Origin of the sequence: Streptacidiphilus sp. BW17, from assembly GCF_041262485.1 — a bacterium.
In the GTDB taxonomy this organism is placed as follows: Bacteria; Actinomycetota; Actinomycetes; order Streptomycetales; family Streptomycetaceae; genus Streptacidiphilus.
In genome coordinates this window covers 137,393-161,383 of sequence record NZ_JBGCCR010000015.1, presented here as the reverse complement: position 1 = coordinate 161,383, position 23,991 = coordinate 137,393, and the positions used below count along the sequence as shown (strand labels likewise).

Genomic DNA, 23,991 nt, shown 5'->3' with positions numbered 1-23,991 from the left:
TGTTCAGCAGATCCGGGGCAACTGCTCGCCGAGCGGAGTGTCCACGACGCGGGTGCCGCCCAGGCCCGTGCGGGCGACGACCATGCCCGGGTGATCGTCCGTGCACTCGCCCACGATCGCCGCCTGCGCGCCCAGCGGGTGGGCGCGCATCGCCGCGAGGACGGCGTCCGCCTCGGCACGCGGGACGAAGGCGACCAGCTTGCCCTCGTTGGCCACGTACCAGGGGTCCAGGCCGAGGATCGCGCAGGCGTTGGCCACCTCGGGCGGGACCGGGACCGCGCGCTCCTGGACGACCACGCCGACCGACGAGGCCTGGGCGATCTCGTTGAGCGCCGCGGCCAGTCCGCCCCGGGTCGGATCGCGCAGCACGTGCAGGTCGCGGCAGGCGCCCAGCATCGTCTGGACGAGGCCGCCGAGGGCCGCGCAGTCGCTCTGCACCTCGACGCCGAACTCCAGGCCCTCGCGGACGCTCATGATGGCCACGCCGTGCACGCCGATCGGCCCGCTGACGATGACCACGTCCCCCGGCACCGCACGCTGCGGCCGGATGTCGACACCGGTCGGGACCACGCCGATACCCGCCGTGTTGATGTAGAGGCCGTCGCCGTGGCCGGCCTCCACCACCTTGGTGTCGCCGGTGACGACCTCGACGCCCGCGCTGCGGGCCGCCGCGCCGAGCGCCTCGGCGACCCGGGCGACGGTGGCCGTCTCGACGCCCTCCTCCAGGATGAACCCGCAGGAGAGGTAGAGCGGCTCAGCGCCGCTCATGGCCAGGTCGTTGACGGTGCCGTTGACCGCCAGGTCGCCGATGCTGCCGCCGGGGAAGAAGAGCGGCCGGACCACGAACGAGTCGGTGGAGAAGGCGAGTCGCACGCCCCCGACGTCCAGCACGGCGGAGTCGCCGAGCGCCGCCAGGTGCTCCCCACCGAAGGCCGGGGCGAAGACGTGCTGGACCAGCTCGCCGGAGAGCGTTCCGCCACCGCCGTGGCCCATGACGATCCGGGGCAGGTCACGCAGCGGAGCGGGACAGGTCCAGCCGGAGAAGTCCGGTGCCTGAACATCCAGGGTGTCAGCCAACGGAGGTCCCCTCCAGGGTCTGCTGCGGCTGGGCCGTGGGCGTGCTGCCCAGGCGCCGGTAGAGGTAGTACGCGGCGCAGGCCCCCTCGCTGGAGACCATGGTCGCGCCGAGCGGTGTGCGCGGGGTGCAGGCGGTCCCGAAGGCCTCGCACTGGTGCGGCTTGATCAGGCCCTGGAGCACCTCACCGGCGCGGCAGGCGGCCGGCTCCTGAGTGGCGATCTCCCCTACCTGGAACCGGTGTTCGGCGTCGTACTCGCGGTATTTCTCGGCAAGTCGCCAGCCGCTGCGCGGGATCACGCCGATGCCGCGCCAGGCGCGGTCGGTGACCTCGAACAGGTCGGCCAGCATCGCCAGGGCCGCCGGGTTGCCCTCGGGTCGGACGGCGCGCTCGTAGGCGTTCTCCACCGTGTGCTCACCGCGCTCCAGTTGGCGCACCGCGCGGCGGACGCCCTCCAGGATGTCGAGCGGCTCGAACCCGGTGACCACGATCGGCACCCGGAACCGCTCGGCCAGTTCGGGGTACTCCTCGACGCCCATCACGCTGCAGACGTGCCCGGCGGCCAGGAAGGCCTGGACCCGGCACTCCGCCGAGCTCATGATGGCCTCGATCGCGGGCGGGACCCGGACGTGCGAGACCAGCAGGCTGAAGTTGCGGATGCCGAGCTTGCCCGCCTGATGCACCGTCATGGCGTTGGGTGGAGCGGTGGTCTCGAAGCCGATGCCGAAGAAGACCACCTGCTTCCCGGGGTTCTGCTGCGCGATCCGCAGCGCGTCCAGCGGCGAGTAGACGACGCGCACGTCGCCGCCCTCGCTGCGCACCTGGAACAGGTCGCGCCCGGTGCCCGGGACGCGGAGCATGTCGCCGAAGGAGCAGAAGATCACGTCCGGGCGCGAGGCGATCTCCAGTGCCTTGTCGATGACGTCCAGCGGCGTCACACACACCGGACAGCCGGGGCCGTGGATCAACTCGACCTGGTCGGGCAGGAGTTGGTCGATGCCATGGCGGATGATGGAGTGGGTCTGACCGCCGCACACCTCCATCAGCGCCCAGGGTCGGGTCACCGTGGCATGGATCTCGTCCAGCAACCGCCGGGCGAGGTCGGGATTCTGGAACTCTTCGAGGTACTTCACCGCTACGCCTCCCGCTGCACGTCTACGCCGTGCGTGCCGTCTGTGCCGCGTGTGCCGTCCGTGCCGCGCGTGGCGTCTGTGCCATCGGATCCGGCGGCCCGGGCGGCGATCTCCCACTGGTCGCCGAACTCCTCCTCCAGCAGCCCGAGCCCCTCGAAAAGGGCGAGGGTGCGGCGTGCTGACTCCTCGTCAAGTCGTTGCAGGGCAAAGCCGACATGGACGATGGTGTACTCGCCGACCTGCAGGTCGGGCAGGTACTCCAGGCACACGTCCTTGACCACACCACCGAAGTCGACGGTGGCCATCCGAGTTCCGTCCCGCTCCTCGATCTCGAGGACTCTTCCGGGTACCGCGAGGCACATGGACGCTCTTCTCCTTGTCTCGGATCAGCCTGGGAGGATCAAACCTGGGGTCGCTCAGTGGTCTGGACGCGGGCGGCGACGGCGAGTTGGCCGAGCGCGAGCCCGCCGTCGTTGGGCGGGACCAAGCGGTGGCGCAGCACGGTGAAGCCGTCGTTTCGCAATCCGCACGCGCACGCGGAGGCCAGCAGCGCGTTGGCGAAGACTCCGCCGCTCAGGGCCACGGTCCCGACGCCGGTCCGCTCCCGGACGGTCGCGCAGACCTGCCGGACCGCGTCGGCGAGGCCACTGTGGAACCGGGAGGCGATCAGGCCGGTCGGCGCACCCGCGAGCACGTCCGCCGCGACAGCGGCGAGCACCGGTCCAGGGTCGAGCCGCAGCGGCGCGTCCGCACCGCGGGTCGCATCCCCAGCCGGGGACGCGAGCGCGAAGCGGTAGCCACGGCCGGACGCGCCGCCGTCGCGCTGCCAGGCGTAGGCCGCGGCCTCCCACTCGATCGCGGCCTGCGCCTCGTAGCGCGCCTGGTGACAGACGCCCGCGAGGGACGAGACCGCGTCGAAGAGGCGGCCCGTGCTCGATGTCGGCACGCAGGCCAGACCACGCTGCAACTGCCGTTCCAGCACCGGCCGTTCGTCGTCCGGGCAGGCGGCGACGCAGGGCAGGCGGTCGTCCCACGGCAGTCCGGCGGCGAAGAGGTGGGCCAGGGCCATCCGGTAGGGGCGGCGCACCGCCGCGTCGCCACCGGGCAACGGGACGTAGGCGAGATGGGCGAGCCGTCGGTAGCCGTCGTAGTCGGCGAGGAGAAACTCGCCGCCCCACACGGCCGCGTCGTCGCCGTAGCCGGTTCCGTCGAAGGCGACGCCGAGCACCGGACCGGTGCCGTCCAGGCCGTTCTCGGCCATCACTGCGGCCACATGCGCGTGGTGGTGCTGCACCGACCGCACCGGCCGCTCCCCGGCGTTGCGGCGCGCCCAGCCCGAGGCACGGTAGCCGGGGTGCGCGTCGGCGGCGAGCAGGGTCGGCGTGACGCCGGTGATGCTCTCCAACTGCCGCTCGGCACACTTGAACGCGGTGAGCGTGGCGAGGTCGTCCATGTCGCCGACGTGCGCGGAGAGCCACGCGTGACGCTGCTGACCGAGGCAGAAGGCGTTCTTCAGGTCCCCGCCGACCGCCAACGCGGGCCGGACCGGGAAGGCCAGCGTGACCGGAAGCGGCGCGTAGCCGCGCGAACGCCGGACCAGCAGTTCCTCGCCGTCCACCACCCGCACGACGGAGTCGTCGCACGGCACCTGGATCGGCCGGTCGTGCGTCAGCCACGCGTCCACCAGCGGCGCGAGCCTGGTCAGCGCCTCCGCGTCGTCGGTGACGATCGGCTCACCGCCGAGGTTTCCGCTGGTCATCACCAGCAGACGCGGGCCGGGCCGGTCGCCGGGGAGGCCGAGCAGCAGGTGGTGCAACGGGGTGTAGGGCAGCATCACGCCCAGATCCGGACTGCCGGGTGCGACCTCGGCGGCCGGGACCGTACCGTCGAGCGTTTCTGACGCCACATCACCACGACGCCGCAGCAGCACAATCGGGCGGCGGTTTCCGGTGAGCAGTCGGCGCTCGGCGTCGTCGATACGCACCAGCGGCTCGACGTCGGCGAGTTGGGCGACCATCAGCGCGAACGGCTTGTCGCCGCGGTTCTTTCGGCGGCGCAGCAGGGCGACGCTCGCCGCATTGGTCGCGTCGCAGGCGAGGTGGTATCCGCCGAGGCCCTTCACGGCCAGGATCCGACCGTCCGCAAGGAGACGCCGGGCGGCGGCGATCGGGTCAGAGTCCGGGGCGCCCGGGGCGTCCAAGGGCGGACGGCCGTCGCCTCCCTCGTCTGCGAGCAGCAGTCGCAGCGTCGGGCCGCAGTCGTGGCAGGCCACCGGCTGGGCGTGGAAGCGGCGGTCGGCGGGGTCGGTGTACTCGCGCTCGCAGCGCGCACACATCGGGAACCGGGCCATGGTGGTGTTGGCCCGGTCGTAGGGCAGGCCGGTGACGATGGTGAAACGCGGGCCGCAGTGCGTGCAGGTGATGAAGGGGTGCCGGTAGCGGCGGTTCCGCGGATCGGCCAGCTCGGCCAGGCAGGCGGCGCAGGTGGCGGTGTCCGGCGAGACCAGCGTGCGGCGCGGGCCCTCCGACCGGGAGACCTCGATCCGGAAGCCCGTCTCACCGGCGGCGGCGACGCTCTCGTGGCTGACCGACTCGACCACGGCCAACGGCGGCGCGTCTGCGGCGATCCGGAGGCAGAACGCGGCGACGGCCTCGTGCGCGCCCTCCACCTCGGTGACCACGCCCTCACCGGTGTTGGTGACGAACCCGGCCAGCCGGAGCTCGTTGGCCAGCCCGAAGACGAACGGCCGGAAGCCCACGCCCTGGACCACGCCCCGGACCGTCACGCGGCGACGTTCCCCGCCGGCGGGGCGCTCGGGGGTGGTCGTGGGCGCGGTCATCGGTCGCGGCTCTCAGTGCGCGTGCGCGTCGTGGTCGTGACGGCTGTGCCCGTGCCCATGACTGTGCCCGTGCCCGTGCCCGTTCGCGGCCGCTTCGGCGGCCATGAGCGGCCGGTGGGCCGGTGCCCCGTCGGCGACCGCGAGGGCCCGGTCGAGCAGCAGGCCGACCCCCTCGCCGTCGCGCCGCGTCGAGGTGAAGACCACCTCCACGCCCGGGTTGACCCGCTGGATGTTGGCGAGCAGCGTTTCGCGGTCGAACTCGACGGCCTCCGCCAGGTCGTTCTTGGTCACCACGACCAGCTGGGCCAGCCCGAACGCGGTCGGGTACTTGAGCGGCTTGTCCTCCCCCTCAGTGACCGAGGCCAGCACCACGCGGAGCGACTCGCCGAGGTCGTAGGAGGCGGGACAGACCAGGTTGCCGACGTTCTCGACGAAGAGCAGCCGGGTCGGTTCCGGCAGCCAGCCGTCCAGATGCGCGTCGAGCATCTCGGACTCCAGGTGGCAGAGCCCGTCGGTCAGCACCTGCTTGACCGGCACGCCCGAACGGGCCAGCCGGGTGGCGTCGTTCTCGGTGGCCAGGTCGGCGGTGAGGGCCGCGACCGGGACGCCGCGCTGCCGCGCCAGGGTCAACTCCGCCTCCAGCAACGCGGTCTTGCCGCTGCCGGGGCTGGAGAGCAGGTTGACCAGACCGGTGCCGCGCGCAGCCAGCGCTGCGCGGAGGCCGTCGGCGTGGTGGTCGTTCTTGGCGAGGATCGCCTGTTGCAGCTGGGTCACCCGGCACACGGTCCTCAGGCCTCCTCGACTACGAAGTGGTCCGCCGGTCGGCACGGCTCGCCCGGCTTGCTCAGCTCTCCCGGCTCGCCCGGCTCGCTCCAGTGGACCTCGGCGATCTCCAGTTCCCGTCCCGCCAGCAGGCCGCTCGCGCCGGAGCCACAGCGCGGACAGCAGAGGTCCGGCGGCATTCCGGTGGACCACTGGTGGTCGCACGGCGTGCAGTGGGCGCGGCCCTCGACGCTCTCGGTGAGCAGCCGGGCGCCGTCCAGCAGGGTGCCCTCGCAGGCCAGTTGGAAACAGAAGTGCAGCGCGTCGGGCACCACTCCCGCCAACTCGCCGATCCGCAGCGTGACCCGGTCGGGAACCATGCCGACCGGAGCCATGCCGGACGCGCCCTGCCGGTCCGCGCGTGCGGCGTCCTGCACCTGGTCGACGACGGCCAGCGCGATGGACATCTCGTGCATGCGGACTCCCTGGGCATCGGGCTCGGTGCGCCTCGACGCCGCTCCATTACACGGCGGCCGAACATGCCGACGGACGCGCCACGCCGACGCGTCCGTCCCGGCTCCACCGTTCGGTCGCAGCTCACATGCTGCGGATCCGCAGATAGCGCTTGATGTCGGGCAGGTTGACGACGACCGCACCGGCCGCGGCGACCAGCACCGCTCCGAAGAGAAGCTTGAACATGGGCGAACCTCCTTCTTCTGTCTGTCGGTACACAAATATGACGAGTGGTCAGTCAGTTTCGGGCAGTTGGACGGTCGCGATCGGGAGCTGGTCGAGGACCACGGCCACGGCCCGCTCCAGGGACGCGGCCACGGCGTCGCTGAGCCCGATGCCCTCGGCGACGCTCGCCGGTTCGCATCCGACCACCACGACCCGCTGCGGCCTGCTGCCACCGGTCCCGGCGCTGAGGTGGTCGAGCAGGGCGAGCACGGCGTCCGGCGACATCCGGTGCCCGTCCAGCACCGGCCCCTCCGCCCCCGCGTCGGCCCGGGCGCTGCCGACGCGGGCGTCCTCGACCAGGTACACCGTGCCGGGGTCGCCGCCCCGGGCCATCGCGTCCAGCAGCACCACCGTGTGGTAGCCGTCCAGGAGTTGGTAGGCGAGATGGACGCCACGGACGCCGATGTCCACGGCTTCGACACCCTCCGGCAGCGGCTGCTCGGCCAGGCGACGGACCGCCTCGACGCCGAAGCCGTCGTCGCCGAGGAAGATGTTGCCGATCCCTGCGATCAGCGTGCGCGGCGGCTCCGGAGCCGGGTAGGAGTCGGTCACGACGCCTCCACCGGGGTGAGCTCGTCGGGCTGGAAGTAGCGGAAGCGGCCCTGCTCGCGCTGGATGTCCGCGCCGGGGTCGCCCTCGACCGTGACCGCGACGTGCACACCGCCGTCCACGTCGTGCAGCACCGCCTCGACCAGCGCGGTCCGGCCGTGCAGGAAGATGTCCTGTGCGTCCGTCCGCCTCCGTCCGGGACGCAGCACCACGCGACTGCCGGCCCGCACCGGGATGCCGTCGACCAGCACCTGGTCCCGGCCGGGATCGACACTGGCATCCGCCGCCGGGTCCCACCAGGGGGTCTCCGTGCGGAACGGGTCGAACTCCTGGTAGACGAGGTCGGCGTCCGGCGGCGCGTCGAACGGCGCGGCAACGCCAACCGTCGGAGCGGACGAAGCGGACGGAGCGGACGAAGCTGGGGTGCCGCCGACCTCGCGCAGCGAGCGGATCGCACCGTGGAGGCGATCGAGGATCTCCGGTGGCATGTTGTCGGCCAGCTCGATCACGGCGGCGGCACGCGCGTCCGTACCGCGTGCCTCGCGCTTCTCCTGGTCGGTCAGCGTGGCGGTGCGCAGGGCGAGGATCTCGTCGATCTCGGTGGCGTCGTACAGCGTGCCGAGGCTCTCGGGAGCGATGCGCGGATGGTCCTCCAGGATGATCGGCGAGGAGAGCAGCACGTCGGCCGCCCCGTCGACGCCCGCCAGGACCGGCCAGGTGTGCTCGTTGCGGCACTCCGCCACGGCCGACTTGGCCCACTCGGGCGGATCGGTCATGGAGACGAACGAGCCCGCCGTCAGACCGAGCAGCAGATGTGCGGAGACCAGGGCATGCGCCAACGCCGCCTCCCGGTCGGCCTCCTCGCCGGGGAGCGGACTCCACCCGCCGCCGTTCTCCACCACCGCCGTCAGCCGCAACACCGGGTAGGGGCCCGGGAGTTCGGTGGCGACGAGTCGCAGCACGCCGTCGACCCGCTCGCGGCGGCGCACCAGCCTGCCGATCCGCGCACCCGCCGCGTCGCGGAGCTCCTCGGTCTCCTCGGCCGCGGGCCGGGAGAACGGCAACTCCACGCCACCGTCGACGAGTTCGGTGACGTCGACGTCGAGGCGGAGCTCCTCCTCCACGCCCTCGTCCCAGGGCACCAGCACCCGATCCGGGAGCTCCAGGGCCGCGACCGGCCGGTGGCTGCCGTCGGGCGCGACCTCGTGGACGGTTCGGCGCTGGGTGCGCAGGAAGCGCAGCAGCACGTGCAGCCGGCCGCCCTCGCGCGGCTCCAGCAGGCACTCGGTCCGCTGGTGCGCGTGCTCGCCGCTGTCCCGACCCCAGGACGGCGGTACCAGCACGCCGAACTGCCAGCGCATCCGGTTCTTGGCCGAGGAGGCGCGGTACGGGTAGAGGACGTAGCCCTCGTAGAGGACGGCGTCGGCGACCTGGCGGGCCGTCGCGAGGAGCTCGTCTACGGGTGCCGTCCTGGCCGGGCCGGCGGTCATCGCAGGCTCCCCTCGGCGGTGTGGATGGTGGGGACGGAAGGAAAGGCGGTCACGGCACGGGCCGCAGCTGCGGCGAGAGCCGGTCCGCCCTCCGCGTCCTCATCCGCCTCACCCAGCAGCCGCTCCACGGTGGCCTCCCAGGACGGCAGCGCGTGCCGGGAGCGGTAGGCCTGGAGGGCGGCCATGGTGTCCCGCGGCAACCGGAGCCAGCCGCAGCCGGGGAAGTGTGCGTCGATCGCCTCGCGCCAGACGGCGACCGGCATCCGGCAGACCGCCTCCTTGTCCCATGGCACCGGCTCGACCTGGAACCCGCCGGAGCCGCGGAAAGCCGTGCCGGAGAAGAGCAGCAGCAACGGCACCTCGCCCTCGGCCAGCGCGTCGGGGTAGCGGGTCGCGGCGATGTCCAGGTCGTAGCTGACCGGCACCGGCAGCTCCACCTCGGTGCTGCCGGTGAACCCCGGGACCACCACGCCGACCTGGGCGAACTGGAGCGGATGCAGCGTGCTGCCCCAGCGCGAGCGCTCGCCGAAGAGGTCGCCGAGGCGCTCCGCCTCGGGCTCGGAGTAGTGACGGCGGGCCGGCTCGATCCGGAACTGGCAGCGAAGGGCGAGCGCATGGACCCGCTGCGGCTCGCCCTGGGCGGTGATCCTGACCCGGAACAGCAGGGTCGGCCCGGCCGCATACGGCTCGGCCCGGACCTCGGTGCAGGCGAAGTCGAGCCCGCTCATGGGCGTCCCTTCGATGGCTGTTGCGCACGGTGCGCCCGGCGGGTGACGTGGTCGAAGAACAGCTCCAGTTCGGCGTGCGCCTCCGCGCCGCCGTCGAAGCCCTGCCAGCGTCGCCGCATCCGGCCGACCAGCTCGTAGGCGGCGTCGACCGGGACCAGGAAGCACGCGCTGCGGTGCTGGTGGTGACGGAGCAGCAACGCCTCGACGTCCGGGGCCAGTTCGTCGGCGAGCGGAGTCGCCGCCCGGATCGCCTCCCAGGCCTGCGGCTCCAGCTCGCTCTCGGTGGCCCCGGCCGGGCTCGGATAGAAGGCGGTCACCTGGCCGCTCGCACCGTCGCGCAGGAAGAAGACCATGCCGACGGGGATCTGCAGACCCGCCCAACTCCCGTCGTCCAGCGCGGCGTCGGGGTCGGACAGGTAGCGGTCGGGGACGGTGCGGAACCGGCCCGCGCCCGTGGCTGTCTCCGCGCCCGGCCGATCGAAGAGCATGGCGCAGGCGGTGCAGGCGCAGGCCAGCACCCGGCGTTCGGTGTCGACGAGGTGCCGGTGGCCCGGGCCGACCTCCGCCGCGCACAGCTCGCAGCGTTCGACGGCGGGCGGGCGGGGGCCGGTGAAGCGCCGCAGGCCCGTCCGGAGACGGGCCGCAGGCGTGGACGGGAGCGCCGTCATCGTGCCTCCACCGGCGCGGCGGCACCGGGCCGCAGGCCGATCTGCAGCAACGGCGGCTCACGACGGGCTGGTTCGGCAGCCAGCAGGTCGACCTGCGTCACCTCGGGCGCGAACCCGGCCAGCGCCGCCCGCACCCGGACGCGTACGGTATCGGCGCTGTTGCCACAGCCGCAGCCACCGCCACCACCACTGTCGGTCGAGGCTTGACGGATCGTCAGCGCACCCGTCTCCGCGTCGAGCGAGACGAGCTCCCACTCCCCCGCGTCCGCCGCGCGCAGGGCGCGGCGGACGCGGGCGGGGACGTCGTCCGGATGCAGGTCGTGCAGGACCAGCAGTCCGGCGGTGACCTCGTCGTCGAGCAGTGCGTCGAGGGGGCTGCCGCTGCGTCCGGACAGCAGCTCCACCGCCCGGGCCAGGCCCGCTCCGTAGAAGTCCATCAGCGCGCGTACCAACTCCTCGGCGGTGGCCGCCGCGGCCGGGTCGCTGCTGGACGCAAGGCGGTCCAGCAACTCCTCGACCCGCGCCGCGGTCGCGTCGGACGGGTGCTGGTCCCCCGTCATCCTGCCATTCCGCTCAGCCCGGTGGGGACGTGCATCTTCTGGACGGTCTTGCCGCCGCCGACGTACATGTGCACGCCGCAGGGCAGACACGGGTCGAAGCTGCGGACGGCCCGCATGATGTCGATGCCCTTGAAGTTGTCCGGCGGGTTCTCCTCGAAGATCGGGGTGTTCTGCACCGCGTCCTCGTAGGGGCCGGGGGTGCCGTAGGAGTCGCGCACGCTGGCGTTCCACGGTGTCGGCGGGTAGGGGTGGTAGTTGGCGATCTTGCCGTCGCGGACCACCATGTGGTGCGAGAGCACGCCGCGCACGGCCTCGGTGAAGCCGCAGCTGATCGCCTCGTCCGGGACCTCGAACTTCTCCCAGGTCTGGGTGCGCCCGGCGCGGACCTCGGCCAGCGCCATGTCGATGCTGTGCAGCGCGACGCCGGCGGCGTAGGCCTGGAAGTAGGTGCGGGCCCGGTTGCGCTCCAGCGCGTTGCTCCACTGCGGGATCTTCCACTCGAAGGTGGTCTCCGGCTTGGTGAGCGACTTGGGCAGGTTGATGACGACGCTGTGGCCGGTGGCCTTGACGTAGCCGATGTCGACCAGCCCGGAGAGCGCGGTGGACCACAGCCGCGCGATCGGGCCGCCGCCGGTGTCCAGGGCGAGGTAGTCCTGACCGTCGAACCAGCGCGGCGACATGACCCAGCTGTACTTGTCGTCGAAGTCGCGCTTCTGCGGGGCCGGGATGGTGTGCTGGTTCCACGGGTGGCGGGCGTCGACCGGGTTGCCCAGCGGGTCGTGGGTGACGAACTTCTCCTGCCCCTCCCAGTCCTGGTAGTAGGAGCTGCCCAGCAGGATGCGGATGCCCAGGTTGATCCGGGTCAGGTCGTTGGTGACCAGCTTGCCGTCCACGACCACGCCCGGGGTGACGAACATCCGCCGGCCCCAGTCGGTCATGTTGCGGTAGGTGAAGTCGCAGAACTCCGGGTCGTTGAGGGCACCCCAGCAGCCGAGCAGGACTCGGCGACGGCCGACCTCCTCGTAGCCGGGGAGGGCCTCGTAGAAGAAGTCGAAGAGGTCGTCGTGGAGCGGGACCACCTTCTTCATGAACTCGACGTAGCGCATCAGCCGGCTGAGGTAGTCGGTGAGCAGCTGCACCGAGGCAACCGTGCCGGTGCCGCCCGGGTAGAGGGTGGAGGGGTGCACGTGGCGGCCCTCCATCAGACAGAACATCTCCCGGGTGTAGCGGCTGACCTGCAGCGCCTCCCGGTAGAACTCGCCCTCCAGCGGGTTGAGCGAGCGCATGATGTCGGCGATGGTCCGGTAGCCGTGGTCGCCGGCGTGCGGGGCCTCGGTGCGCTCGGCGAGTTCGAGCACGCCCGGGTTGGTCTCCTTGACCATCTTCTCGCAGTAGTCGACCCCGACCAGGTTCTCCTGGAAGATGTTGTGGTCGAACATGTACTCGGCGGACTCGCCGAGGTTGATCAGCCACTCGCCCAGATGCGGCGGCTTCACCCCGTACGCCATGTTCTGCGCGTACACCGAGCACGTCGCGTGGTTGTCACCGCAGATGCCGCAGATGCGGCTGGTGATGAAGTGCGCGTCACGCGGATCCTTGCCGCGCATGAAGACGCTGTAGCCGCGGAAGACGGACGAGGTGCTGTAGCACTCGGCGACCCGCTTCTGCTTGAAGTCGATCTTCGTGTGGATGCCGAGGCTGCCTACGATCCGTGTGATCGGATCCCAGGACATCTCCAACAGTCCGGTGCCGTCTCCCGCTGCCATCGTCGTGTGCCGTGCCCTTCTGCTTGCGCTGTTCGTCCGGAGCTCTGACCGACGGCTCCGACCGATCTCTGACTGATCGTCACCAGGGCTTGCGATAACCCGTGGTGAGCTCGCGGCCGGTGTGGCGCCACTTCGGCTCCTGGTCCACCGTGTGCGCCGTGATCGCGCGCAGCCTGCGGATGGCCGCGCCGTAGATCTCGCTGGCCGTGCTGGACACCTTCCCGCCGGGCGGCTCGTCCATGAACGGCATGAACTTGTCCGGGAAGCCGGGCATGGTGCAGGCGATGCAGATGCCGCCCACGTTCGGGCAGCCGCCGATGCCGTTGATCCAACCGCGCTTCGGGACGTTGCACTTGACGACCGGACCCCAACAGCCGAGCTTCACCAGGCACTTGGGCGAGTCGTAAGTGGTCGCGAACTCGCCCTGCTCGTAGTAGCCGGCGCGGTCGCAGCCCTCGTGGACGGTCGCGCCGAACAGCCAGGTCGGCCGCAGCTTGTCGTCCAGCGGGATCATCGGCGCGGACCCGGCCGCCTGGTAGAGCAGGTACGTCAGCGTCTCCGCGAAGTTGTCCGGTTGGATCGGGCAGCCGGGCACGCAGACGATCGGGATCCCGGCCTTGGACTTCCAGTTCCAGCCGAGGTAGTCCGGCACGCCCATCGCGCCGGTCGGGTTGCCCGCCATGGCGTGGATGCCGCCGTAGGTCGCGCAGGTACCGATGGCCACGACCGCCAGCGCCTTGGGGGCCAGTCGGTCCAACCACTCGCTGGTGGTGATGGGCTGACCGGTCACGGGGTCGTCGCCGAAGCCGCACCAGTAACCCTCGGGCTTGATCGACTCGTTGGGGATGGACCCCTCGATCACCAGTACGAACGGCTCGAGTTCGCCGCGATCGGCCTTGAAGAACCACTCGATGAACGCGTCCGCGCCCTGGACCGGACCGCACTCGAAGTCGATCAACGGCCAGTGCACGGCGATCTTCGGTAGACCGGGGAGCGCGCGCATGGCGATCTCCTCGATGCTCGGCTGAGTGGCGGCCGTCAGCGCCACCGAGTCGCCGTCACAGCTCAGCCCGGCGTTGATCCAGAGAACATGGATCGGCGCCTCGTCGTCCTCGGCGCTCAGAGCGGTGGCCCCTGCGGTCATGGTGGAAGACTTCGCATCCGACATGGATGCCTCCTGGGGGAAGGAATCAACGGACCCGGACGTCAATGGATCCAGACAACGGCGTCCTGGTTACTGGATACCGCGCGCCACGCCGCAGTCGCCCCCCAAGCGCGGCTGTCAGAGTGACGTGTGCACAGCCGACCGGGCGACCGACTGGCCTTGAGGCCGCGCCTGAGGCGTCCGGGGAAGCGGTGGCCGCAGGTGCTCCGGCGTGGCGAGGACGGCGTGCTTGTGCACGAAGGCCCGGCGGAGCGCGTGGTAGGGCTGCTCGGGGTCGAAGAAGATGGTGTGCATGCGCTCCAGCTCCGCGTCGCGGAAGAGGCGCAGCGGACGCTCCGCCTCCTGACGCTCCCGCGCGGCCTTCTTCCGGGCGATCCGGGCGGGCGTGCCGGGCATCCCGGCCAGGTGCTCCGCCAGATGGGCGGCGTGCGCACCGAACTCCTCGGGCGGGCAGGCGATCACCCGCTCCACCAGGCCCATCGTGGCCGCGCGCTCCGCACTGACCGGCAGTGCCTGGGTGACCAGCGCGTGCGCGGCCTGCGGGCCGACGCGTCGGGGCAGCGACAGGGTCCAGAACTCCGAGCCGGTCAGGCCCATCAGCCGGTAGTGCGGGTTGAGCACGACGCCGTCGCGGCACCAGACCTCGTCGGCCGCCAGTGCCAGCATCGCCCCGCCCGCTGCGGCGTTGCCGCCGAGCGCGGCGACGACGAGCCGGTCGGTGGTGGTGAGCACGGCCTCCACCAGGTCGTCGATGGCGTTGATGTTGGCCCAGGACTCCAACCCGGGGTCGGCCGCAGCCTCGATGACGTTGAGGTGGATGCCGTTGCTGAAGAAGTCCCGCTGCCCGCCCAGCAGCAGCACGGAGGTGGGCCGGCTGCAGGCCTCGCGGTAGGCGGCGAGGAGACGTCGGCACTGGCTCGTCCCCATCGCGCCGCCCGCGAAGGAGAACGACAGCGTGCCGACCTCGCCGTGCTCGCGGTAGCGGATGTCCGTCCAGGTCCGGCGACCGGCGGGAAGCTCCAGCTCCACCGGCTCCTCGGGCAGTCGCGGCAGCTGCGGGCCGAGCGCGAGCGTCGCGGGCAGCGCGAAGGTGCTCTGCGCGCCGGGAGTCCGACGCGGGCGCAGCTGCGGGATCCAGACCGCGCCGTCCACGGTGGCGCGGCAGACGGCGCCGTGACGGGTCGCCAGTAGCTCCCCCGGACGGCCGCGCAGCCGGTCCTCCTCGTGCCCGCCGTGCAGGAACCACTCCCCGTCCAGCAGCTCGTCCAGCACGCCCGGCTGCGAGTCCGCCGCACGGAGCTTGCGCAGCACGTCGGCCGTGGAGTCGGCGGACCAGTCGATGCGCCGCTCGGGCTGGCGCAGGAAAGGCCTGGTGACGACCCGTTGGCGGATCTCGGGGAGTTCCTGCGACAGCGGCTCGTAGGTACCGGGCTCGTGGGCACTGGGCTCATGGGCACTGGGCTCATGGGTGCCAAGCTCGTAGGCGCCAGTACCTGGCTCGTGCGCGCCGGAGGTGAAGCGTTCGACAGCGAGGAGGACCGCCTCCAGCGCGGCGTCCGCGATCTCGTTGCGGTAGAGGTCGCTCTTACCGCGCGGCGGAAGCGGGCAGTCGACGGTGGCCCAGACCGGGCCCGCGTCCATCTCCGCCTCGGCCTGAAGGACCGTCACACCCCAGGTGTCGCAACCGTCCTGGACGGCGCGGTCGAGCGAGGAGGGTCCGCGGTCACCGAGCGGCCCCGGATGGACGATCAGACAGGCGACGGTCGTCCACACCTCGTCGGGCAGGGCCGTCTTCAACATCGGTGCGATGATCAGCTCCGGCGACCGTTGCCGTACCGCCGCGACCAGCGCAGATCCGCTCGCGAGTTCCACCCCGACCGTGTGTCCCCGGTCGCGCAGCGCGGCGAAGACGCGCTGCGTCAGGCTGTTGAAGGCGGACGCAACGAGCAGAATCTCCATCACAACCTCCCGGCCCCCGCGGCGGAAGCGCGGGACTCGGCCACCACCGAGCCTCCTGCGCACCCGGAGCCCCGTGAAGACGCCGCACCGCAGGGTCACCCGATTCGCCCCACCGGCGCAATCGAAAAGTCAGAACTGCCGGCGAACGCCGATGCACCGGTCCGACACTCAGTCACGACCCGGGATCGGGGCACCGGAAGGGAACCCGGCGGTGAGGTAGGCGGCGTAGCGGTCCTCCCAGGCGGCGGAGGGACCGGCGTGGGGCCCTGCGTGCTCGCCGCCGCCGAGGTGGGCGGTGAGGGCCGCGAGACAGAGCTCCCAACCGGCGGCGTTGCGGGCGGCGGCGGCGCGGACATCGAGGACGTCGGTGAGCGCGAAGCGCGTGCCGCCGCCCGGGAGCGGCGCGAGATCGAAGTGCAACTCGTCGGCGCCCCAGGTGAAATGGAGCCGACGGGGCCGCTCGGCGACGAGGATCCGGCCGGTGGTGACGAGGTCCGGTGCGGACGGATCGCCTCCGAAGGTGATCTCGGCGTCCGGGACGAGGTCGAGGGTGACCTTGGGCGCCGGGAACCACTGGGCCAGCTCGGTCGGATCGGTGACCGCCGCCCAGACGGCGGCGACCGGGCGGGCGTAGACACGTTCGAAGCGGACGGCCGAGCGGCCCCGGTCCAGTTCGAGAAAGCGGCCCGCGTCATCGGTGGTGGTCATGACCGTTGGTTCCCTTCGTTCGTGTCGTTCGTTCCGAGAGCGACCACCCCAGTAGGTCACACGAGGGAGCGTCGCGCATCGGCCGGCTCCATCTCGCCCTCAATGTGGACATCGGTGGCGGTATCTCGAACGCCTGGTCCAAGTTCGCAGCCTTTGTCCCCAAGTTCATCGCCTTCCTGGCGATCCTGATCGTCGGCTGGATCGTGGCACGCTTCATCGCCAAGGTCCTCGACCGGTTGCTGCGGCGGGTCGGCTCGGAGCGGGTCGCCGAGCGGGCGGGTATCGGACGTCCGCTTCAGGGCTCCTCGTACGCCATGACCGGCATCCTCGCCAAGATCGTGTACTACGCGATCATGCTGATGGCCCTACAGCTCGCCTTCGGCGTCTTCGGACACAACCCGATCAGCGTGATGATCAACGCGATCGTCTCCTGGCTGCCCAAGGGCATCGTCGCCGTGGTCATCGTGGTCATCGCCAACGCGGTCAGGGACATCGTCGGCAACGCCCTCGCCAACGCCTCCTACGGCAAGGTGTCGGCACAGTCATCCGCGCTCAGTCACCCGCGCTCAGCCGCCCCCGGTCAGTCGCCCAGCGCGGCGGCCAGGAACGTGCGCAGTTCGTCGTCGGACATCCCTGCCGCGTCCTCAGGGCGCAGGCGGAGCGTCGCCTTGCCGTGGAGCAGCTCCGGGTGACCTTCGACGAAACCGGTCTGCTGCGCGCGGCGCCAGCCGTAGAGCGAGACGCCGTGCTGCCACACCCCGACGTGGATCCGGCGCTTGCCGACCTGGTAGGTCGGCATGTCGTAGGAGAGGACGACGTCGGCGTCGGGGCAGGCGGTGAGGATCAGCCCGTGGATCCGGTCGAAGAGCGGGCGTTGCTCCGCCGGGATCGCGTCGATGTAGTCGCTGACCGCCTTGTCCATCGCCACGGACACGTCCTCAGGGCTTCAGGACCAGGTCTCGCGACCGCCGCCGATCCAGGTGACGGTCTTCGGGTCGTCGAGGTTCACGTCGTGGAATCCGCGGTCGCGGCAGAGGCGCAGCACGTCCTCCTGTCGGAAGGCCGGGCCCGCGTCGTAGCCCTGGATCTCGACCCGGCGGAACGGACGCGTGCCGGGGACGACGGAGTGCACGGTGACCAGGGTGCTGGTGCTCATGTTTCCAGCGTGCCTCAGGCGGCCGCTGCAGGCATCCCGCGTCGTCACGCGCGGTCGGGGGCGACCGTTCTTCGATGGCGCACGCGTTCGAGTTCCAGGCAGGAGAAGACCACGACCAGCGGCCACAGCGCCTGCACGCCGGTCACCACCCGCTCGGCGACGCCCGCCGCGCCGTGCCCCCACAAGGCCAGCAGGAACCAGCCCGCCCCGAGCAGCGACACGAGCGTGACCGCCGCCGACAGCAGCGGACGCAGCCCCCAGGCCGGTGTGTGCGGCCGGTACGCGGCCAGCACCGGCCATACGGCGAGGAACGAGTACCCCACCACCGTGGCGGCGCTGTGTCGCAGCGACCCGCCGCTGCTCGGGACCGGCGAGAACGCGACCACGATCGACGCCACTCCCCCGGCCGCCAGCGCGACCCGCCCGGCAACCCCCGCGACGCGCAGCCCGATCGCCGTGACCAGATGGCATGCGCCCAGCCCGCCGATGGCCCCGGCCATCAGCCAGGAGTCCGCCGCGCCTCCGCCTGCCAGCGCACTGATCGTGTCGGTCACCGGGTCGTATCCCGGCCCCTGGAACGAGGCCGCGACCAACCACCCGCCGACGAGCAACAGAGGCGCGATCCCCGCCGACACCAGCGCCCACCAGGGAACAGGTCGCATCAGTCCACGGTAGGTCGCACCCGTCCGACGCGCGCTCCGAGACGGACGCGGGCAGGGGCACGCAGGCGGGTGTGGAGGCGCACGCGGCGGCACGCGCGGACGGGTGGTGGCGCCGTGCTCAGGACCGGCCGAGCTCCTGGCACAGGTCCTCGGTGGACCCGTCGTGCCCGGTCACGTACGGGTAGTGGTCGGCCGTGATCTGCACGGTCAGGCTGCCGCCGAGGATCGAGTAGCCCTGAGCCGCGTAGGGGTTGCCCGCCCGGATGCCCAGGCCGAGGTGGCCGGAGACCACCCAGGTCTGGCTGCCGTCGGCGTGGTGGTAGAGCCACGCCGTTCCCGTCAGGTTCTCGTCCGTCCAGGCCCCGGTGGCGTCGTCGGTGTAGCGGAACACGAGCTGACCGGTGATCTCCTGCTCCGTGGGCTCCCCCGAGCTGTCCACGGCCAAGGTCCGGATCTTCTCCTGGTCCGCCACCGAGTGGCCGCTGAGCGGGAACGAGCAGACCTCGCCCGCCGCGTCGGTGAACGGCCCGCTGCGGTAGCTCTGCCACGGACCGGGCGGGTCGGCCGCCGCTGTCCCGGGCAGGGCGAACGCGAGGCCGACGCCCGCGCTCAGCAGCAGGCCGACTGCGGTGCGGGTTCTTCGGGCAGGTCTCTGCTCTCGTCTCTGCTCTCGGTACACATGGCCTCCGTCAGGGCAGTTGCGGAAGGTGCGCACCAAGCCTGCTCCGCAGGTGAATTGACGTGTGATCATTTCGGGCCCGGCCGAAGCGTGGCAGGCTGGGAGCGACCGGACGGACGCGATCGGGGGCGGGGGCGGGTCATGCTGCGCGTGCGGTTCACGCCGGAGGACCTGCTCAGGGTGCGCCTCGCCGCCGCGCCCGCGCCGCTGGTCGAGGCGGGGCTGGCGCTGACGCTGCTGCGCGCGGGCAGTCCCGATCCGGTGCTGGCCCGGTGGCGACGCGCTGCGCTGCCCACGCTCACTCCGCCGGTGCAGTCCCTGCTGCAGCTGCTGCGGCCGGACACCGGGCTCGGACCGGTCTTCATCGACCCACCGTTGACCGACGCCGCCGAGGCGGTCGCCCTCGTCGCTGCGACGCCGCGCGAGGAGGCAGCACGCGAACTGCGCCGGGTCCTGGGCGACCAACCGGTCGTCCCGGCACGGGCGGTGGCGCTCTCGCGCGGTGAGCCGCGTGCCTGGCGGGAGTTGGAGACCGCACTGACCGCCGCGCACCGCGACTTCCTGCGGCCGTGGTGGCCGCAGCTGCAGGCAGGGTTCGCCGCGGACGTGACCTGGCGCAGCCAGGTACTGGCGACCGACGGGCTGCGGGCGCTGCTCTCCGGGCTTGCCCCGGGGTCGAGTTGGTCGGGCAGCGTGCTGCGGCTGCCCAGCACCCGCGAGCGCGAGGTCCGGCTCACCGGGGCGGGAGTGACCCTGCTACCGTCACTGCTCTGGCGCGGCGCGCCGCTGTCGGCCTGGGCGCCGGACGGCTCCTTGCTGCTCGTCTACCCCGCGTTGCGGGCGCTGTCACTGGTTCCGCCGCCGGACGGGTCCACGGACCCGCTGGCGGCGCTGCTCGGTCCGACGCGGGCGCAGGTACTGCAGTTGCTGGCGCGGCCCCAGACCACCGGCGGGCTGGCCGAGCAGCTCGGGATCAGCCCGGCCAGCGCCTCCGGCCATGCCAAGACGCTGCGGGCGGCCGGGCTGGTGACCACCTCCCGGGACGGCAAGTTCGTGCGGCACGCCTGCACCCCGCTGGGTGCGCGGCTGCTGGGGCGCGGGTGAAGGGCCGGTGTCCGAAGGGGTCAGTTGCGGCGGGCGAGGGTGACGATCTCCCTGCTGCGATCGTCCAACGGGCCACCGGCCCAGTCGCCGTGGCGCGCGGTGACGGTGAAGCCCGCTTCGGTGAGGAGGGCGTCAAGGGCGTCGACCGCCAGGAAGCGCAGGGCGGCCCGGCTGACCCGGAGTACCGTGCCGTCGAGGGCGGACGTGGTCTCGGTCAAGGTGACGACGCCGTCGGTCACCGACTCCACTGCGTTCGAGACGAGCAGCGTCCGCCCGGCGCCGTCGAGAACGGTCGAGGGGCTCTCCGAGGTCCACCCGTCCCACGCGCGGGCCTGCGGATGGCGCGTCTCGAAGGCGAATACTCCGTCGTCGCGGAGGGACGCCCGGATCGCGGCGAGCGAGGTGCGCACCTCCTCGTCGGTGACCAGGCACTGGAACGCGTGGCTGACCATGGTCGCCAGGGCGAACTCCTGCCGCCAGCGGGCGTCCGCCGCACGGCCCTCGACCCACTCGACGTCGTCCCGGCGGCGGGCCCGCGCGAGTGAGGGGACGTGCGGGTCCAGGCCGACGAGGCGCCCACGGTGACCCTGCGCGCGGGCATGATGCAGCATCAGGCCCGTTCCGCAGCCGACGTCGAGGACGGAGTCGGCCGCCATGACCAGGTCGTGGTAGAAGGCGTCGCCGCTCGGACGGACCTCCGGCTCCCAGGGGTTGAGCAGGTCGTAGAGGGCGGCGTCGTCCGCGTCGGAGTAACCGACCTCGATGTGCCCGGCTTCGGAGTCCATCCCGGCAGTGTCGCGCCGCCGAGTCGCGTCCGGCAAAGGGGTTTTCCGACGGCGGCTCCGGCCTGTCCGGGGCGACCGGGTGCCGGTACGGTCGCCGCATGCGCTTCGCCTTCAAGACCTCGCCGCAGGGCACCTCGTGGGACGACCTGCTCGCCGTCTGGCGGGAGGCCGACACGATCCCGCTGTACGAGTCCGGGTGGACCTCGGACCACTTCCACCCGACGCACAGCGCGGACCCGACCGTCCCCCGGTTCGAGGGGTGGATCGCCCTGGCCGCGCTGGCGCAGGCGACGACGCGGCTGCGGTTCGGCACGCTGGTCACCGGCGTCCACTACCGGCATCCGGCGGTGCTGGCCAACATGGCCGCCACGCTCGACGTCATCTCCGGTGGGAGGCTGGAGATCGGCATAGGCGCCGGCTGGAGCGCGGAGGAGTCGACCGCGTACGGGATCGAGCTGGGGACTCCGCGCGAGCGCAGCGACCGGCTCGAAGAGGCCTGTGCGGTGTTGGTCGGCCTGCTCTCGCCGCAACCGACGCTGACCTTCACCGGCCGTCACTACCGGCTGGCCGACGCCCGGTGCGAGCCCAAGCCGGTGCAGCGACCCCATCCGCCGCTCTGCATCGGCGGCAGCGGAGCGGCTCGGACCCTCCGCACCGCGGCCCGCTTCGCGCAGCACTGGAACTTCGACACCGGTCCGCTCGCCGACTTCCGCAAGGCCCGCGACATCCTGCACGGGCACTGCGCGGATCTCGGCCGGGATCCGGCCGAGATCCGCGTATCGGCCCAACTCCGTTACGCCGGGGACCCGTCGGCGACGGCGGCCGAGGCGGCGGCCTTCGCGGAGGCGGGCGCGGACCTCGGCATCGTCTACCTGCCGACGCCCTACACGCCGTCCGTGCTGGAGCCGCTCGCCTCGGCGCTGGAGCAGGTGCGCTGAGCGGCGCACCCTCGGCTGTTCAGTGCCGGAGCACGCGGCTCTCGCCCGCCGTGACGGCCACCGCGAGCCGGTTGCCGGGCGGCGGGAAGGGACAGAGGAAGTGGTCCGAGAAGGCACAGGGCGGGAGGTAGGCCCGGTTGAGATCGAGGACCGTGCTGCCGTCCTCCGCCGGGGCTGGGAGGTCGACGAAGCGGAAGCGGTGGGACTGCTCGTCCGCGTCGGCGAAGACCGCGTGCAGCGCGCCGGTGTCCGCCCGGCCGACAGCGAGGCGGAGCGCGCTGCCGCCCAGCTCGAAGGCGACCTCCCCGGCCAGGGCCAGTCCGCGCGGGCGGCCGTCGGCGTGGTCGACCTGCACCACCTGAGTGTCCGGATAGGGCGTGAACCGCGCCGGGAGCACCCAGGCCGCGTCGTAGGGGTGCGCGGCGATCCCGGCGAACGCCGCACGCGCCGGAGCGGCCGGGTCGTAGACGCGGACCGCGTACTCACCCTCGCGCAGGATCAGCAGCAACCGCCGTCCGCCGTAGGTGATCCGGGACGGCTTCGCGGCCGTGTCCGGGCAGAGCCGGACGGTGCAGTCGAGCGGTTCGTCGTCAACCGCGAGACCGTCGTGGCGGGCGGCGGTGAGGGTGACGCAGCCGCCCTCGGCGTCGAGCTCCCAGCGGCCGGGCACGCCGGGGACGCCCGGGGCGAGGTCGCGCAGCCAGTGCGTGCCGGTGAGCGCGAGCGGGCCGTGCGGCGCGCGGGCGGTGATGACGCGCTGGTCGATCCAGTGCTTCCAGTCGTCCAGGGCCGTGGACATGGGACTCCTCAAGTCGTTCGAAGATTTCGACGAGGTCGTCTGCTTCGGTGATTCTGCTCGGGTTGCGTGCGCACACTTCCGCAAGGCCGGCGACATGGGGCGGCGCGGGAGGGCAGCCTGGGGCGGCGGAGGCGGGGATCAGAGGTCAGGGCCGACACGCCGCGGACCACACTCGACCGAAGTCGATGTGGCCCCGGATCACCAAGCGCTGTCCGGTCCTCATATCGGACAGTTGACCAGCGGTCCTATGCCTTCGTCAACCACCGTCCACGCCCCGGCGGAGCCGCGGGCCGCCGCGCAGCACGACACGCAGTACGACGCGCGGGCGGGAGCCGCGGCGCAGACGCGGCAGCAGCGTTGCGCCGCCGAGCGCGGGCAGGGCCGCCAGCGAGAGCCAGGTGCCGAGCGGGCCGGGCGCCGAGGCGGTCGCACCGGCCAGGACCAGCACGGCCGTTCCCGGCAGCACGCCCACGGCCGTCGCGGCGGCGAACGGGCGCGTAGGCGTTCCACCCAGCGCCGTCGCGCAGTTGACGACGGCGAAGGGCAGCACCGGGATCAGACGCATCGTCAGCACGGACCGGAACCCGTGGCCGGTCAACTCCCGGTCCAGCGCCTGCCAGGCGCGGGCGCGCAGCCACGGACGGAGCGCCTCCCGGCCGACCCGCCGGGCGAGCGCGAAGGACGCCAGCGCGCCGAGCGTGGTCGCGACGACGGCCAGCCCGAGCCCCTCGGTCAGCCCGAACCAGGCCCCGGCCGCCAGGTTGAGCAGCGGCTTCGGCACGAACGCGACCGTCGCGGCGGCGTAGAGCACCACGAACACCGCCGCTGCCACCGGTGCGGGCAACCCACCGAACGGATCCGCTCCGGAGAGCAGGCGCTGCCCGCCGAGCAGCGCGACGGTGACGGCGACGGCCGCCAGCGCCCCGACGAGCGCCAGGGGCCCGGCCGTCCGGCGCAGCCAGGACACTGGGGCGGGCGCTGCCGTCGACGGGACGACGGCCGGCGCGTCCTGCCCGGTCAGACCGGCCAACGCTCGCCGATCCAGGCCGCGTTCCAGAACATCCACTCGTAGCGCGACGCGACGGTGAAGCGCTCGCGCATCCGCTCCCGCTCCGCCGCGGAGACCTGCTCGGCCAGCTCGTCGGTGAGGGCGACCACCCGGCGGACGATCTCCTGGAACGACTCGTCGCCGTAGACCGCGATCCAGCGGGCGTAGAGCGGGTCCGGGGACGACTTGGCGAGCAGCTGCTCACCGACCCGGGCGTAGATCCAGTAGCAGGGCAGCACCGCCGCCACGGCCTCGGCGTAGCTGCCCCCGTACGCGGCGGCCAGCAGGTAGCTGGTGTACGCGCGGGTGGTCGGCAGCACCTCCTGGCTCAGCGGCTCCTCGCCGAGCTCCGCACCGAACCCGGCCAGCATCTCCTGCTCGGCCGCGATCGCACCGGCGGCATCGCCCAGGAACGCCTGCACCGACTCGATCTCCGGGGCGCGGGCGCCGCAGAGGGCCAGCGCCCGCGCGTAGTCGCGCAGGTAGAGGGAGTCCTGCTCGACGAAGTGCCGGAAGGCCGTCCGCGGCAGGGTTCCGTCGGTGAGGCCGCGAAGGAACGGGTGCTCCAGGATCTCGGCGAAGATCGGCTCGATGTCCGACCACAGGTCGTCGGTGAAACGGCGCAGGCTCATGCCCATGACCTTGCCATACCGCGTCGGACGGCCGGGCAGGCGGTCGG

Annotated in this window: 26 protein-coding genes; 3 read left to right on the top strand and 23 right to left on the bottom strand. The window is 72.2% G+C overall.

Features of this window, described 5'->3' with window-relative positions; translation table 11 throughout:
* Positions 1-3 precede the first annotated feature (3 nt).
* The 15 genes from hypE to ABH940_RS20175 all read right to left on the bottom strand — a co-directional run bounded on the left by hypE (position 4) and on the right by ABH940_RS20175 (position 16,141).
* Complete coding sequence (hypE, locus tag ABH940_RS20245) at positions 4-993, bottom strand: hydrogenase expression/formation protein HypE (RefSeq protein ID WP_370069908.1); 990 nt, start codon at positions 991-993, stop codon at positions 4-6.
* Positions 994-1,069: 76 nt separating this feature from the next.
* A complete protein-coding gene (gene hypD, locus ABH940_RS20240; RefSeq protein ID WP_370105899.1) occupies positions 1,070-2,209 on the bottom strand; it encodes a hydrogenase formation protein HypD in 1,140 nt (379 codons plus the stop codon).
* A 2-nt stretch (positions 2,210-2,211) separates the two neighbouring features.
* A complete protein-coding gene (locus ABH940_RS20235; protein ID WP_370069714.1) occupies positions 2,212-2,571 on the bottom strand; it encodes a HypC/HybG/HupF family hydrogenase formation chaperone in 360 nt (119 codons plus the stop codon).
* A gap of 38 nt (positions 2,572-2,609) precedes the next feature.
* On the bottom strand, positions 2,610-5,048 hold the full coding sequence (hypF, locus tag ABH940_RS20230) for a carbamoyltransferase HypF (RefSeq protein WP_370105898.1): 2,439 nt from the start codon (positions 5,046-5,048) through the stop codon (positions 2,610-2,612).
* Between the two features lie 12 nt (positions 5,049-5,060).
* The gene (hypB, locus tag ABH940_RS20225) at positions 5,061-5,831 is read right to left on the bottom strand and encodes a hydrogenase nickel incorporation protein HypB (protein ID WP_370069718.1); all 771 of its coding nucleotides are present in this window, start codon (positions 5,829-5,831) and stop codon (positions 5,061-5,063) included.
* 5 nt (positions 5,832-5,836) lie between these two features.
* Positions 5,837-6,286, bottom strand: a complete 450-nt coding sequence (locus ABH940_RS20220; protein WP_370069720.1) for a hydrogenase maturation nickel metallochaperone HypA — start codon at positions 6,284-6,286, stop codon at positions 5,837-5,839.
* 271 nt (positions 6,287-6,557) lie between these two features.
* Complete coding sequence (locus ABH940_RS20215; RefSeq protein ID WP_370105897.1) at positions 6,558-7,100, bottom strand: hydrogenase maturation protease; 543 nt, start codon at positions 7,098-7,100, stop codon at positions 6,558-6,560.
* Complete coding sequence (locus tag ABH940_RS20210) at positions 7,097-8,587, bottom strand: hypothetical protein (RefSeq protein WP_370069724.1); 1,491 nt, start codon at positions 8,585-8,587, stop codon at positions 7,097-7,099. The genes ABH940_RS20215 and ABH940_RS20210 overlap by 4 nt, the downstream gene beginning before the upstream one ends.
* Positions 8,584-9,315 carry a DUF6084 family protein gene (locus ABH940_RS20205; protein WP_370069726.1) on the bottom strand — a complete coding sequence of 244 codons (732 nt, stop codon included), beginning with the start codon at positions 9,313-9,315 and terminating at the stop codon, positions 8,584-8,586. The genes ABH940_RS20210 and ABH940_RS20205 overlap by 4 nt, the downstream gene beginning before the upstream one ends.
* Complete coding sequence (locus ABH940_RS20200; RefSeq protein ID WP_370069728.1) at positions 9,312-9,983, bottom strand: DUF5947 family protein; 672 nt, start codon at positions 9,981-9,983, stop codon at positions 9,312-9,314. Before ABH940_RS20200 ends, ABH940_RS20205 begins: the two co-directional genes overlap by 4 nt.
* Complete coding sequence (locus ABH940_RS20195) at positions 9,980-10,543, bottom strand: hypothetical protein (RefSeq protein ID WP_370105896.1); 564 nt, start codon at positions 10,541-10,543, stop codon at positions 9,980-9,982. Before ABH940_RS20195 ends, ABH940_RS20200 begins: the two co-directional genes overlap by 4 nt.
* Positions 10,540-12,309, bottom strand: coding sequence for a nickel-dependent hydrogenase large subunit (locus ABH940_RS20190; protein ID WP_370069732.1), 1,770 nt, complete (start codon positions 12,307-12,309; stop codon positions 10,540-10,542). The genes ABH940_RS20195 and ABH940_RS20190 overlap by 4 nt, the downstream gene beginning before the upstream one ends.
* Before the next feature lie 79 nt (positions 12,310-12,388).
* Entirely contained in the window at positions 12,389-13,453 is a 1,065-nt protein-coding gene (locus ABH940_RS20185; RefSeq protein ID WP_370105904.1) for a hydrogenase expression protein HypE, read from the bottom strand.
* A gap of 138 nt (positions 13,454-13,591) precedes the next feature.
* Positions 13,592-15,433 (bottom strand): hydrogenase maturation protein, encoded by a 1,842-nt coding sequence (locus tag ABH940_RS20180; RefSeq protein WP_370105895.1) that lies wholly within the window; start codon positions 15,431-15,433, stop codon positions 13,592-13,594.
* A gap of 168 nt (positions 15,434-15,601) precedes the next feature.
* Entirely contained in the window at positions 15,602-16,141 is a 540-nt protein-coding gene (locus ABH940_RS20175) for an SRPBCC domain-containing protein (RefSeq protein WP_370069736.1), read from the bottom strand.
* Positions 16,142-16,245: 104 nt separating this feature from the next.
* On the opposite strand from ABH940_RS20175, the gene ABH940_RS20170 reads away from it, so the two are divergent.
* Complete coding sequence (locus ABH940_RS20170) at positions 16,246-16,833, top strand: hypothetical protein (RefSeq protein WP_370069738.1); 588 nt, start codon at positions 16,246-16,248, stop codon at positions 16,831-16,833.
* Here ABH940_RS20170 and ABH940_RS20165 read toward each other — a convergent pair.
* The 4 genes from ABH940_RS20165 to ABH940_RS20150 all read right to left on the bottom strand — a co-directional run bounded on the left by ABH940_RS20165 (position 16,722) and on the right by ABH940_RS20150 (position 18,638).
* On the bottom strand, positions 16,722-17,063 hold the full coding sequence (locus ABH940_RS20165; protein ID WP_370069912.1) for a DUF1801 domain-containing protein: 342 nt from the start codon (positions 17,061-17,063) through the stop codon (positions 16,722-16,724). The two genes, ABH940_RS20170 and ABH940_RS20165, sit on opposite strands and share 112 nt — an antisense overlap.
* A gap of 24 nt (positions 17,064-17,087) precedes the next feature.
* Positions 17,088-17,297 carry a hypothetical protein gene (locus ABH940_RS20160; RefSeq protein ID WP_370069740.1) on the bottom strand — a complete coding sequence of 70 codons (210 nt, stop codon included), beginning with the start codon at positions 17,295-17,297 and terminating at the stop codon, positions 17,088-17,090.
* A gap of 44 nt (positions 17,298-17,341) precedes the next feature.
* The gene (locus ABH940_RS20155) at positions 17,342-17,959 is read right to left on the bottom strand and encodes a DUF998 domain-containing protein (protein WP_370069742.1); all 618 of its coding nucleotides are present in this window, start codon (positions 17,957-17,959) and stop codon (positions 17,342-17,344) included.
* Positions 17,960-18,077: 118 nt separating this feature from the next.
* Positions 18,078-18,638, bottom strand: coding sequence for a hypothetical protein (locus tag ABH940_RS20150; RefSeq protein WP_370105894.1), 561 nt, complete (start codon positions 18,636-18,638; stop codon positions 18,078-18,080).
* A 141-nt stretch (positions 18,639-18,779) separates the two neighbouring features.
* Between ABH940_RS20150 and ABH940_RS20145 the strand changes: the two genes are divergently transcribed.
* Positions 18,780-19,742 (top strand): ArsR/SmtB family transcription factor, encoded by a 963-nt coding sequence (locus tag ABH940_RS20145; RefSeq protein ID WP_370069746.1) that lies wholly within the window; start codon positions 18,780-18,782, stop codon positions 19,740-19,742.
* A gap of 20 nt (positions 19,743-19,762) precedes the next feature.
* Here ABH940_RS20145 and ABH940_RS20140 read toward each other — a convergent pair whose 3' ends face one another.
* The gene (locus tag ABH940_RS20140; RefSeq protein WP_370105893.1) at positions 19,763-20,527 is read right to left on the bottom strand and encodes a trans-aconitate 2-methyltransferase; all 765 of its coding nucleotides are present in this window, start codon (positions 20,525-20,527) and stop codon (positions 19,763-19,765) included.
* 98 nt (positions 20,528-20,625) lie between these two features.
* Here ABH940_RS20140 and ABH940_RS20135 point away from each other — a divergent pair, with 98 nt between their 5' ends.
* Positions 20,626-21,465 carry a TIGR03560 family F420-dependent LLM class oxidoreductase gene (locus ABH940_RS20135; RefSeq protein WP_370069750.1) on the top strand — a complete coding sequence of 280 codons (840 nt, stop codon included), beginning with the start codon at positions 20,626-20,628 and terminating at the stop codon, positions 21,463-21,465.
* A gap of 19 nt (positions 21,466-21,484) precedes the next feature.
* On the opposite strand, the gene ABH940_RS20130 is transcribed toward ABH940_RS20135, so the two are convergent.
* The 3 genes from ABH940_RS20130 to tenA form a co-directional block, all read right to left on the bottom strand.
* A complete protein-coding gene (locus ABH940_RS20130; protein WP_370069752.1) occupies positions 21,485-22,264 on the bottom strand; it encodes a DUF1684 domain-containing protein in 780 nt (259 codons plus the stop codon).
* A 256-nt stretch (positions 22,265-22,520) separates the two neighbouring features.
* Positions 22,521-23,294, bottom strand: a complete 774-nt coding sequence (locus ABH940_RS20125; protein ID WP_370069754.1) for a TVP38/TMEM64 family protein — start codon at positions 23,292-23,294, stop codon at positions 22,521-22,523.
* Positions 23,282-23,944: a thiaminase II gene (gene tenA / locus ABH940_RS20120; RefSeq protein ID WP_370105892.1), complete on the bottom strand. Its 663-nt coding sequence runs from the start codon at positions 23,942-23,944 to the stop codon at positions 23,282-23,284. Before tenA ends, ABH940_RS20125 begins: the two co-directional genes overlap by 13 nt.
* Positions 23,945-23,991: the final 47 nt, after the last annotated feature.